This window comes from Pelagibacterium nitratireducens, assembly GCF_037044555.1.
Lineage (GTDB): Bacteria > Pseudomonadota > Alphaproteobacteria > Rhizobiales > Devosiaceae > Pelagibacterium > Pelagibacterium nitratireducens.
The window spans coordinates 258,803-271,704 of record NZ_CP146275.1; the positions used below are offsets into that span (position 1 = coordinate 258,803).

Consider the following 12,902-nt stretch of genomic DNA (forward strand, 5'->3'; position numbering starts at 1 on the left):
TCCTTTGGTGGTCGTTGCCCGCAAGGGCAATATCCTGGCTCTGGTGGGGGCCGACGCCAATGCCCGCCGGCAGGGTTTGAGGCCCGGCCTTGCCTTTGCCGACGCAAAGGCGCGGGTGCCACACCTCGAAATCGTCGAGCACGACGAGACGGCCGATGCCGAACTTCTGGAAAAGCTGGCCGACTGGTGCGATCGCTACAGTCCCTTCGTTGCCACCGAGCCTCCCGATTCCATCGTGTGCGACATTACGGGCGTGCCCCATCTGTTTGGCGGAGAGGCGGAACTGGTTGCCGATATGGAAACCCGGCTGAAAGCCCAGGGCTTTGCAACCCGCATCGGTGTTGCCGGAACGGCGCGCGCGGCACGGGCGCTGGCCCGGTTTGGCAGGGGTGGAATCGTTGAGCCCGGGGGCGAGGCGCATGCTCTGGCCGGACTGCCGGTCGAGGCGCTCGAATCGGGGGAAAAAACCACTACCGGCCTGCGTCGGGCAGGGCTCACCACGATCTCTGACCTTGCCGCCCGTCCCAGAAAGCCGCTCGCGGCGCGGTTCGGGGATGCAATGACGGCGGCTCTCGCTCAACTGATTGGAGAGATCGACCGGCCGATCACCCCGCGCCGTCCCTTGCCGGACTTTGTGGCCGAGCAGCGCTTTGCCGATCCCATCGGGCTCATGGAAGATATCGTTGCCGCTCTCGCCCCGCTGTCGCAAAACCTTTGCAGGAGTCTGGATCGTCACGGACAGGGCGGGCGGTGTTTCGAGGCCGCGTTCTTTCGCGCCGATGGCAAGGTCACCCGCATCGAGGTGCTTTCAGGACAGCCGCTCAAGGAGGCGGGCGTGCTCACGCGGCTTTTGAACATGCGGCTCGATGCCCTGGCCGACCCGATCGATCCGGGTTTCGGGTTTGACATGATCCGGCTTTCGGTGCTGGCGGGCGACGATATGGCCGCAATACAGGGCGGGCTCGACGGCAGGGCAATGGCCTCGGTCGAAGTGCGCGATCTAATCGATCGGCTCAGTGCCCGGTTCGGCGCGGACGCGGTGCAGCGCTTTGTTGCCAATGACAGCCATCTGCCCGAGCGGGCGGCGCGCTCCATCCCGGCGATATCGGATGAAACCCCAAGCGCGGCATGGCGGCAGGCCGGCCCGTTCGGGGTTCCGGCCCGGCCCCTGTTTCTCTTTTACCCGCCCCCTCTCATCGAGGTGATCGCCGAAGTTCCCCATGGGCCACCACGCAGGTTTTTGTGGCGGCGGGCCTGGTTCGATATCGTTTCGGCCGAAGGTCCCGAGCGCATAGCGCCCGAATGGTGGCGCATAACCAGCGATACGCGGGCACGCGATTATTTCCGCATCGAGGATGCGGTCGGGCACCGGTTCTGGGTGTTCCGGTACGGGTTTTACGGCATCGGCACCGAGCCGGTGCGCTGGTATCTGCATGGGGTGTTTCCATGAGCTTTTATGCGGAACTGGCGACGACGACCAATTTTTCCTTTCTGCGCGGCGCTTCGCACGCTCAGGACATGGTGCTGGCCGCGCTGCTGCTCGGCCACAAGGGGATCGGCATTGCCGACCACAATTCAGTGGCCGGGGTGGTGCGCGCCTTTGCGGCGCTTGAAGACCTGCGCAAGGGCGTAAAACTTGTCGACAAGGTGCGCGAAGGGTCGGGGCCGGGGGAATATGTGCTGGTCGAAAGGCATCCCGAACTCGATTTTCCCTTCACCCTTGATGAGCTGCAGGCGCGCGCGAAAAGTTTCAAGCTCGCGGTGGGTGCCCGTCTGGTCTTTTCGGATGGAACGCCCGACATCATCGCTTACCCGCAGGATCTGGAAGGGTGGGGCAAGCTGTGCCGGCTTTTGACGCGCGGCAACCGCAAGGCAAAAAAGGGCGAGTGCATCCTTGTGCTTGCCGATCTGGTTTTCGCCGCGTCGGGGCTGAGCCTGATCGTGATGCCTGGTGACGACCAATCGGGTCTGGAGAGGGCTCTCAAGGAACTCTCACGGGTTTCGGCAACCCTTTGGCTGGGGGCAAGCATGGGCCACAAGAGCAATGATCTGCGGCGTCTCCATCACTTTCGGATTCTGGCCCAGGCCCATGGGGTGCCGCTGATCGCCACCAATGATGTGCTTTATCACGCGGCCGAGCAGCGCGACCTGCAGGATATCCTTACCTGCATCCGGGAGGGTGTAACCATTGAAACGGCCGGCACGCGACTGGAGGCCAATGCGGAACGCCATCTCAAGACGCCCGAGGAAATGGAGAGGCTGTTTCACCCATGCCCGCAAGCCATCGCCCAGACCGAGGTGTTCTTGCAGACCATCGATTTTTCGCTCGATCAGTTGCGTTATCAATATCCCGAAGAGCCGGTTCCCAAGGGCTGGGCTCCGCAGGCATGGCTTAGGGAAATCACCTGGCGGCGGGCAGAACTGCGCTATCCCGACGGTGTGCCCGCAAAGGTCAGATCCCAGATCGAAAGCGAACTCGCGCTGATCGGGAAGCTTAACTACGCCACCTATTTCCTCACCATCTTCGATATCGTGGAGGTGGCAAGGAGCAAGAACATTCTCTGCCAGGGACGCGGATCGGCGGCCAATTCGGCGGTCTGTTTCGTTCTCGGCATCACGGCGGTGGACCCGGCCGAACATCAATTGCTGTTTGCCCGGTTTCTTTCGGAAAACCGTGGCGAGCCACCCGATATCGATGTGGATTTCGAGCATGAGCGGCGTGAGGAGATCATCCAGCATATCTATGAGACCTATGGCCGACACCGGGCGGGGATCGCGGCGACGGTGATCAGCTATCGCCCGCGTTCGGCCATCCGCGAGGTGGGCAAGGCGCTGGGGCTGACCGAAGACATCACCTCGCGCATCGCTTCGACCGTGTGGGGGAGCTGGAGCGGGGAAGGGCTGCCACAAAAACATATTGCGCAGGCCGGGCTCGACCCGGACAATCCCAATATTTTGCGCGCGGTAAAACTGGCGACGCGACTTTTAGGCTTTCCGCGTCATCTTTCCCAGCATGTGGGCGGGTTCGTTCTGACCCAGAACCGGCTCGATGAATATGTGCCAGTCGCCAATGCTGCGATGGAGGATCGAACGTTCATCGAATGGGACAAGGACGATATCGATCGGGTGGGTATGCTCAAGGTCGACGTTCTGGGCCTGGGCATGCTCACCTGCATCCGCAAGGCGTTCGAACTGATCGGCAAACACTACGACACGAAGCTGGGGCTGGCCGATATCAAGGCCACTGATGGTGACGCCGAGGGCGTCTTCGACATGCTGTGCGAGGGCGATTCCATCGGGGTCTTTCAGGTCGAGAGTCGGGCGCAGATCAACATGCTGCCCAGGCTCCGTCCGAGAGTGTTCTACGATCTCGTCATCCAGGTGGCGATCGTCAGGCCAGGCCCGATCCAGGGCGACATGGTCCATCCCTATCTGCGGCGGCGGAGTGGACAAGAAGATGTCGAATATCCCGCGCCGAAGCCGCCCTATGACCCGAACGAATTGCGTGCTGTTCTGGAACGGACCAAGGGTGTCCCCCTGTTTCAGGAACAGGCAATGCAACTGGCCATGGTCGCGGCCGAATTCACCGACGACGAGGCCAATGGTCTGCGCAAGGCCATGGCCACGTTCCGCCACAATGGCACGATCGGCCAATTCAAGACGATGATGGTCGAACGCATGGTGGCGCGTGGATATGACGAGGACTTTGCCAAGCGATGCTTTAGCCAGATCGAGGGGTTCGGCGATTACGGCTTTCCCGAAAGCCACGCGGCCAGCTTTGCCAAGCTGGTTTACGTTTCCGCCTGGATCAAGAAATACTACCCCGATGTTTTTGCCTGCGCGCTGCTCAATTCCCAGCCCATGGGATTTTACGCTCCGGCCCAGATCGTGCGCGATGCGCGCGAGCACGGGGTGGAGGTGCGGCCGGTCGATGCCAATTGCAGCAGCCATGACAATGGGCTCGAAGAGACGCCGGCCCCTTATTGCGCCCTGCGGATCGGGTTTCGCCAGATCGACGGGTTCAAGAAAGACTGGAGCGAAAAACTGGTGGTCCGGCGGGAAAAACCTTACGGCTCGATAGAAGATATCTGGCAGCGCTCGGGCGTTCCGGTGCGGGCGTTGACGCTTCTAGCCGATGCCGACGCCATGGGAACCATCGGGCTCGACCGGCGCGAGGCAGCCTGGCGCGTCAGGCGTTTGCCACAGGACGACCCGCTGCCTCTTTTCGCCGCTGCCCAGGGCCGGGAGCTGGGGGAGGAAGACGATATGGCCCTGCCCGAGATGGCGCTGTCAGAGCATGTGATCGCCGATTACCAGACGGCCCGGCTTTCGCTCAAGGCCCATCCGATGGCGTTTCTGCGCGAACAGTTTTCTGCCCAGGGTGTGCTCAGTTGCAGGGGACTCGACCAGGTGCGCGATGGCAAAATGGTCAAGGTGGCGGGAATCGTTCTGGTGCGGCAAAGGCCGGGCAAGGGCAATGCGATTTTCATGACACTCGAGGATGAAACCGGCATTGCCAACGGGCTGATGTGGGCCACACGGTTTGAAAAATACCGGCGCGAAATCATGGCGTCGCGCCTCGCGGTGATCGAGGGGCAGCTGCAAAAGAGCAAGGAGGGCGTGATTCACGTGATCGCCAGCGCGGTCTATGACCGCTCCGATCTGCTCGATTCCCTGGCGATGTCGCACCGCGCCAACCCGCAATTGACGCGGGCCGATGAGGCAACCCATCCCGTGCAGCAACGCCTGCATGGCCACCCGCGCAACAGGCGCGTGGTGCCCAAATCGCGCGATTTCCACTGATTGGGGTGGCACCGATGTGGCGACCCGGCTAGACAGGATCCAATGCTGATGGCCGACACTATGGAGTGAACAATGGCACGGGTGGCTGGATCAATCGACGGACAGGCGGTTCATGAGGTGGTTCTGACCTCGGCCACGGGCGTTCGGATTTCCCTTCTCACCTATGGCGCGCTGATCCGCGACTGGCGGGTGCCGGTCGGCGATCAGTTGCGACCGGTGGTTCTGGGATTTGACGATATATCGTTCTACCGCGATCACAGCCCGTACTTTGGCGCTATTGCCGGCCGGGTGGCCAACCGGATCGGCGGCGCCAGATTTACCCTCGACGGTGCGGTTTACGATCTGCCGCCCAATGAGGGGCCCAATCAGCTTCACGGTGGTCCCGAGGGCCTGGCGCTGCAGATATGGCAGATTGCCGAGGAAAGCGAGAACAGTGTCAAGCTGACCCTGTTTAGTCCCGATGGCGCCATGGGCTATCCGGGCAATCTCGAAATCTCCGTCACCTATACCCTGACCCGTAACCGGCTGGAGATCGACTTTGCCGCCGAAACCGACCGGCCGACCCCGGTCAATATCGTTCAGCACAATTATTTCAACCTGATGGGCAGAGGCGATGTGCTCGATCATCGCCTGTCTTTTGTCGCCGGCGCTTATACCGAGCTCGGCGAGGGTCAGATCCCGACCGGTGCGATTTTGCCGACGAAAGGCACCGATTTTGATTTCCGACAGGCGCGGACCATGCGCCAGGCCGATGGGGCCGGCCAGAAGATCGATTGCAATTTCGTCCTCGATACACGGCGCGACCAAACCGAGCCGGTGGCAGTGGTCCAAGCACCCGACGGCTCGCTGACGCTCAGGATCCATACCGATCAGCCCGGCCTCCAGGTCTATAATGGCTGGAAGCTCGACGTGCCGGTTCCGGGCCTTGAGGGCGCGCACTACCCGGCTTATGGCGGACTCTGCCTTGAAGATCAGAACTTCCCCGATGCGATCAACAACCCGCATTTTCCATCATCTGTGGTGACGCCAAGGACGCCGTATTTGCATTGGAGCGCGATAGAGATCAAATAACGATACTAGAGGAATCCGATGTACTTCGCGATGGAACCGCGAATATCCATATCCGCCTTGGCACGACAGATGCTTAGGAATGCGAGCCAACCAAAACCTCGACGGTATTGGATGGCTTTGTCTTCCATGCCTGCTGCCATCGATCGCCCAACGTTTCTATGTAGATCTATGGAAAAAGACGTCTGGTTCCTTGGCTCAACCGCTTACAAAACTTGGGCGATGTATCAGTGTGGCGACGGAACCGTTTCTGTGGTTAAAGGCGATCCTTGCAGTTACCGGAGAAATGGATGGCGGGATTGATGGATTTTGGGTCACCAAAAGGCGCGAACCCCAAGCGTGGTACTAGGTCGGGCGTTTACAGGCGCAAACCGATCGTCACGACCATGGTTAACCATGCCTAACCCGACCAGGAAGTCTACTACATCGGTTCGAGGTAGTGTGCGGCGCATATTCGATGAAATCAGTTCGGGGAGACGCGTCCAACTGGTGTTCGTCTTTATGCTTTCGCTCGCTGGCGCCGTGGCCGAGATGGCCACGTTGGGCGCGGTCGTGCCGTTTCTGTCCGTCCTCAGCGGGTCCGAACAGGTCGGACAGTGCGATTTATTGCCTGGCATATGCGAGTTGACACCATCACAGATTTCGGTCGGTTTCGCTGCCGTCATCACCACGGCAATGGCAGTTCGTCTGCTGCTGCTTTGGGTCAGCACCCGCTTCGCATACGCGCTTGGCGCAGATCTGGCGCGAGAAGTATATCGAAGGACGCTCTTTCAGCCCTATCGTTTCCACGTCGAGCGCAATTCGAGCCAGATCATCGCCGCGATCAACAAGGTCAACCAACTCATCGGATCTGTAATCGTTCCTTTAATCCAAGGCGTGGTTTCGCTCGTAATTGTCATCGCGATTTTGATAGCGCTCTTGGGCTTCGCAGCGCAAAGTGCACTCATAGCAGTGGCTAGCATATCGGTTTTCTATTTCTCTATATCGGCCATAACTCGGCAAATTTTGCGTCGGAACAGTCGGATCGTTGCCAACACGGAAGTCGAACGGGTTAGAATACTTCAGGAAGGTTTAGGCGGTATAAGAGACATTTTACTCGAAGGGTCCCAGAAACTGTATATGCGACGGTTTAGTCGCGTGACGATCGAACAACGGCAAGCGCAGGCTGCGAACCTGTTCGTCCGCAATGTTCCGCGCTATCTCATCGAAGCTGTGGGCATGCTGGTACTGGTGGCATTGGCATGGTGGATTCAGCAGCGCCAAGGGCTGGCGGTCGCGCTGCCTACGCTGGGTGCCCTAGCGCTGGGCGCCCAACGCATGCTACCGCAATTGCAGTTGATCTATTTCGCGTGGTCGTCACTCAACGCCAACAAAGCGATTATCGAAGACGTCATGGAACTGCTGGCCCTACCTCTTCCGGAGGAGAATATCGTCGCCGCTCCGAGCGCGCCCATGGCTGGGCCTTTCGATGGGCCGATCATCGAGGTGAATGATGTGCATTTTCACTATGAAGGGGGCGGCGCTCCAGTGCTCCATTCGGTCAATCTATCTATTGCACGCGGCGCCCGGATCGGCTTCATCGGTAAGACCGGTAGCGGTAAGAGCACCCTGATTGACCTCATCATGGGCCTGCTGGATCCAACATCGGGAAATATGACGGTGTGTGGTCAGCGTTTGACGGCACAAAACAGGCGCGCGTGGCAGGCTCGGATCGCCCATGTGCCGCAGTCCATCTATCTTGCCGATGCGAGCTTAGCAGAAAATATAGCCTTTGGTGCCGAAAAGGCCGACATTGACCATGCGCGCGTTGCCGAAGCAGTGGAGCGAGCGCAGTTGACCGCTTTCATTGAGAGCTTGCCTGATCGATATGCCACGCTTGTGGGGGAGCGTGGCGTCCGCCTCTCGGGGGGGCAGCGGCAGCGTATCGGCCTGGCTCGCGCTTTTTATAAGCAATCTGACATCCTCATTCTGGATGAGGCCACTAGCGCCTTGGACGACGCCACGGAAGGGGCCGTGATGCTTGGTATTGAAACAATTGGGCCGGAGACAACGGTATTGGTAATCGCGCACCGCCTGACAACCCTTCGTTCCTGTGATCTGGTGGTGGAACTCGACAAGGGACGTATTGTGAGGTCGGGTACGTACCAGCAGATTGTCGGCACGTAGGTAGATATGAAATTCCCATCGGAATATATTTAGTGAGAAGAATAGAGCTACTCGACTATAGTAGGTTCCTAGCCACTTTAGCAGTGATGGCCTTTCATTATCTTTATTCAGGAATTGTGAATAACAAGATAAATTCCGTGGGGCATATCGAAGGGGTCGTCGGGTTCGTTAAATACGGTTACCTTGGCGTCGAGTTCTTCTTTATAATCAGCGGTTACGTCATTTTTCATTCTGCACTAAGGGGTGATGCTGCTGCCTTTCTAGCTGCTCGCTGTGTGCGGCTGTTCCCGGCATTCTGGGCCGCCGTGATCATCACTTCGCTCGCTGCCCAGATGTGGGGCACAGGACTGACCGCGGTCACGGCGCCACAGTTTTTTGCAAATATGACCATGTTCCCCTATCTCTTCGGCGAAGGGTATGTCGACGGTGTCTATTGGACGCTGCGCTACGAATGGCAGTTTTATTTAGGAGTGTTTCTGATTTTGCTGTTTGTCAGACCGAAACGACTGACTATCTTCATTCTTATTTGGCCGATCTATATTTCGGCGAATTACTTTTGGCTCCGCGGAGGGCTACCTCTGGCCGGGGGCTATTATGCCTATTTCTCTGCCGGAGCGCTGTTTGCCGTTTTCACCGTCAAACGGCAATGGTACGTTCTAGCCATGCTAGCGCTGAGCGCCCTGTTATGTCTGCATTTCTCCCTGCAAAACGCGGCTGAAATGTCCCTTCGAAGTGGTCGCGAATTTTCATCAATTGTGGTGGCATCGGCAGTCCTGTGCATGTTTTTCTTTTTTACTTTCCTGCAGCGGTCGGGGATACGAGACCTTCGGCTTCCAGGCTCGAAAACCGCAGGTGCTATGTCCTATCCTCTCTACCTAGTGCATGCCCACCTCGGTTTCATGTTGATTTCCAACTTCGGCAGCGAGGAGAATAAGATTCTAGTCTATTCCTGTGTGAGCCTCCTGGTCATGCTTATCGCCTATCTAATCCACTCGGTGGTGGAAAATTTGAGTAAAAAATTCTGGAAGAGATTATTCAAGCTAACAATACATTATCCACTGGACTTCGTGCAGTCCAGCTTGAGCAAGGCGTTCGTTCTTCTGCAATCATCCAAGAGAATATGAAGATGGACAACGCCAAAATTTGCGTTGTGTCAGGTCGCTATCCTGCCACCAAATTTGAATCCTATATCAATCACAAGGCCTACTGCGACAGGCATGGGTATGGCTATGTGCACTGCAACTGGCCAACTGGTGCCAGTGTTCCCTACTTTAACAAGATTAGATACCTCAAGGCGTATGTCGGGTATTTCGACTATTTGTTCTGGATCGACGACGATGCGTTCTTTATGGATATGGAAAAGTCACTGGATTTCCTTTGGCCGGTTTCCGGACAGTTCCTGTCAATCTGTGGGAGCCCTGACTTCAAGGACATCCGAACCGTAGTCAGTTCCGGTCAGTTTCTTTTGCGGTGCGACAATGTTGGCAAGTGCTTTCTTGATGCCGTCGAGAACGCCGACCCAGCGGCGATTGCCGCTTGGTGGCACGACGGCCTTGGTTTCTTCTCCAATGGAGATCAGGACGCCATGGTCTATGTCATAAAGACAAATCACAGGTTTCAGGGAGTAGCGATCCACGACTATCGGCAGTTTAATAGCAGGATCGAGAATCTAAAGAACGGCGAAGATCTGTTTATCCTTCATCTTACGGGTCCGGAAGCAACGAAGCGGGCGGCTCTGAAACGGGCACAGGCGTTGCTCAGCCGGCCACCTTCTCTACTCCCTCGGGAAGTGGAGAAGGCGCTGGGCGTCAGGCGCCAACGATATCGTTTTGTCCCGACGATGGTAAAGAAGCTGGTCCGCTCCGCTCGAAAAAGGCTGTCTTCGGCACAATGAGCGCTTTGGCTGAGAGGTGGCAGGCGCCGTGTTTCTGACGTTGAAGAACCGGATATCAGAAGCCACAACTTTTTACGGTGATCTGCTTGATTCCAGTGGCCTGGACTATATCTTCAACCCCAGCTTTGCTCAGCTTGGATCGCAGCTGGTCATGGTGTTCCGAGGGAGTTCTAAAAAGAACTCAAATATTCGAGCCTATTTATTAGTGCACGATTTTCTGGGTCGACCCACCCCGATATTGGATTTGTCGCAGCATTTTTCTGCTTGGGGCGTAGTTCAGACGGCCGACCCGAAGTTGTTTCAGTTTGGCGACACAATTTGGGTTACATTTAACACGGGATGGTCAAGGTTTGGGAACGACATATACATTGCCCCGCTCTACCCCAACCTCGGCCGGCCCCTTCGCTGTGATTTCTCTGGACGACAGAAAATCGAGAAGAACTGGGCGTTCTATAGCTGGCGAGGCGCGCTACGAGCCATTTATGCCCTGGGGAATGGGACGGTACTCGAATCCCAAACCGACCCGACGCAGTCACAGGGGCGTTTGGAAATGGTGCCTGTAGGGAGCGTTTCCTCAACTCGGCGGGCAAGGGGCCTGAGCATAGGCACCCAACTGGCGTTTAGCGCTGATGCGGCTTATCTAGTCGCACACAGGAAATTCCACATATTGGGAAAGCGCGCTTATATCGGTAAATTGGTACGATTGGACTTTTCCGGGAACGACGTATACGCCACTTCCGGCGGGAAGTATGTCTTCCATTCGTTCGGATCCTTGCTGGGAAGCAGGATGAAGCGAAACAGAAACCTTATCAGTTGTTCGTACTTTTCCGGCCTTCAGCTTCAATCGGGGGTCGCCCGTTTGGGATATGGCATAAACGACGTGGCTTTCGGCTTTGCCGATGCCGATTTGAGTGAGTTTCAATGATCCGAACATATTATTGGCACGAACGGGTTGTTGGCCGCGCCGGGCATTGGATTCTCCGGCGTCTGGCGAGGAATGCGGATCGATATTTTTCCACGGGCAATGCCGGCGACATTTTTGTGAAAGATTTGATTGGTCGGCAATTCGGCATGCAGTCCGCCAATGTATCAGGGGAGGGCCGGCGCCTGCTGCTGATAGGGTCAATAGCCCACAAGGCGCTCCCGGGAGACGTCATTTGTGGGATCGGGTCCAAAACGCCGGAATTGCCCGTCAAGGATAAAGACCTACTAGTTCACGCGCTGCGGGGCCCGATGAGCTATGAGGCCTTTGGCCGCGCCGGACACGATCTGACCCAGGTAAAGTTCCTGCTGGACCCGGGCCTGCTGATTCGAGAATTCGTGGACACTGCCCAGTCGCCCAAAATCGGCAGAATCGGTCTGGTTGCGCATTACCGCGAACGCTCCTTCTATGCTCCCTCCCCGGAGGGAATTCATCTGATCAACATTGATGCTTCTCCTATCGCGGTTGCTAGAGGCATTCTGTCGTGCGAAATGATCTACTCGTCCTCTTTGCACGGCATTGTATTCGCCCACGCCCTAGGGCGTCCTTGCGTGCTCCTGCGTCCGAGAACGCCTGAGCCGTTATTCAAATACCGAGACTATTACGCTTCAGTGGGCCTGCCGATGCCCGTTCCGTTGGATGAACTTGGCGGTCAGCGTTTTGCCTCAAAGCCCGTTTCCCCTGCCGATATTCGGTTTACAATGAGTGATTTCTCTTTCCCTTCACCGGCATTGCTGCGGGAGCGCGGTGTCATAGTGGGGGACGCATGACGTTTATGCCGCGGACGAGGACCGAATCGCCATGAGCGTCGCGAAGCTACGCATTCTGGTGCTTTCCGACGTGAATGGTGGTGCCAGAGCCAATCCCTTCACGATCGAGCTGATCAAGTCTTTTTGGCCCAACCAGGACGTTCAGCATGTCGACTATGGTTCGTTCTGGCTAGCAACAGTAAGGGACGATTGGGATATCGTTCTTATCCAGTGGCCAGAGCTTCTCGTCGAACAGGGTGACTTCTCGGCGCTTGCGGTGTTTGAGCGGCGACTCGCCAGCTTGAAAGCTCGGTCGTCTATTGTCACTTTGGTGCATAATATCCGTCCGCACTATCGTCACAGTGATTTTGATTCAAGCCTCTATTCGATGGTGTTTTCGTTTTCAGATGCCTTTATTCACTTGGGCCAGAAATCCGTGGAGATGCTAAATCAGTTCTACCCTCACACGGCGACCAGGCCCAGCATAGTCATCCCTCACGGCAATTACCGCTGTTTCGGTCCGGCGGCGGACAAGGTGGCGGCGCGCAAATTGCTCGGCCTGCCGCGGGAGGGCGTGGTGGTGCTGGTTTTCGGCGAGTTGCGAGCAACGGAAGAATTCAATCTTGCATTGAAGGCAATCAAGTCCGATCTTGGTCCAAAAAAGACGCTTCTAATCGCCGGCCGTGTACCGCTCCGCAACAGAAATGGACGGTATGGCCGCATTGTCGCCTATGCCACTGCCGCCTCCCGTCTGATCTTTTTTCTTGGGCAGGTCATACTGCGCCATAACATTGTACTTCATGAACGCGCTGTACCGGCGAGGGAAGTGTCAAGCTATGTCAGCTGCGCGGACATTATATTTATCGCGCGCAAGAACACCCTTAATTCAGGGAATGTTTCTCTCGGCTTTACCTATGGAAAAATTGTTGTGGGGCCCGACATAGGCAATATCGGAGAGGTCCTCCGCGGGGCCGGCAATCCGGTTTACGATCCTTCCGATAATGAAAGTCTTAGGTTGGCGATGGAGGAGGCCTACCAAATGCTCGACTCCACCACAGGAAAGAACAACGAAATACTTTCCCGCAATGAATGGAATTGGGAAGGCATCGCCCAAGATTTGGTCATGTTCTTCAAATCACTACGAAGGACTTCGGCCGGTGATCTAGAAGATAGCTCGACATCTGCCCGCAGCAGAATCGAGCGGAAGAGTAGTTAATTGGGGGCGTTGTCGCCTCGACCG

General features: G+C 57.0%; 9 protein-coding genes. All 9 read left to right on the forward strand.

Annotated features, from left to right (window positions below; genetic code table 11):
• Positions 1–7 precede the first annotated feature (7 nt).
• Positions 8–1,450 carry a DNA polymerase Y family protein gene (locus V6617_RS01360; protein WP_338610789.1) on the forward strand — a complete coding sequence of 481 codons (1,443 nt, stop codon included), beginning with the start codon at positions 8–10 and terminating at the stop codon, positions 1,448–1,450.
• On the forward strand, positions 1,447–4,803 hold the full coding sequence (locus V6617_RS01365; RefSeq protein ID WP_338608574.1) for an error-prone DNA polymerase: 3,357 nt from the start codon (positions 1,447–1,449) through the stop codon (positions 4,801–4,803). Before V6617_RS01360 ends, V6617_RS01365 begins: the two co-directional genes overlap by 4 nt.
• A gap of 72 nt (positions 4,804–4,875) precedes the next feature.
• Positions 4,876–5,874, forward strand: coding sequence for an aldose epimerase family protein (locus V6617_RS01370; protein ID WP_338608575.1), 999 nt, complete (start codon positions 4,876–4,878; stop codon positions 5,872–5,874).
• 498 nt (positions 5,875–6,372) lie between these two features.
• Positions 6,373–8,037, forward strand: a complete 1,665-nt coding sequence (locus V6617_RS01375) for an ABC transporter ATP-binding protein (RefSeq protein ID WP_338608576.1) — start codon at positions 6,373–6,375, stop codon at positions 8,035–8,037.
• Positions 8,038–8,123: 86 nt separating this feature from the next.
• Positions 8,124–9,161 carry an acyltransferase gene (locus V6617_RS01380; RefSeq protein ID WP_338608577.1) on the forward strand — a complete coding sequence of 346 codons (1,038 nt, stop codon included), beginning with the start codon at positions 8,124–8,126 and terminating at the stop codon, positions 9,159–9,161.
• A gap of 2 nt (positions 9,162–9,163) precedes the next feature.
• The gene (locus V6617_RS01385) at positions 9,164–9,931 is read left to right on the forward strand and encodes a hypothetical protein (protein ID WP_338608578.1); all 768 of its coding nucleotides are present in this window, start codon (positions 9,164–9,166) and stop codon (positions 9,929–9,931) included.
• 28 nt (positions 9,932–9,959) lie between these two features.
• The gene (locus tag V6617_RS01390) at positions 9,960–10,856 is read left to right on the forward strand and encodes a hypothetical protein (protein WP_338608579.1); all 897 of its coding nucleotides are present in this window, start codon (positions 9,960–9,962) and stop codon (positions 10,854–10,856) included.
• A complete protein-coding gene (locus V6617_RS01395) occupies positions 10,853–11,683 on the forward strand; it encodes a polysaccharide pyruvyl transferase family protein (RefSeq protein WP_338608580.1) in 831 nt (276 codons plus the stop codon). The genes V6617_RS01390 and V6617_RS01395 overlap by 4 nt, the downstream gene beginning before the upstream one ends.
• A gap of 31 nt (positions 11,684–11,714) precedes the next feature.
• The gene (locus V6617_RS01400) at positions 11,715–12,878 is read left to right on the forward strand and encodes a hypothetical protein (RefSeq protein WP_338608581.1); all 1,164 of its coding nucleotides are present in this window, start codon (positions 11,715–11,717) and stop codon (positions 12,876–12,878) included.
• The last annotated feature ends 24 nt before the right edge of the window (positions 12,879–12,902 follow it).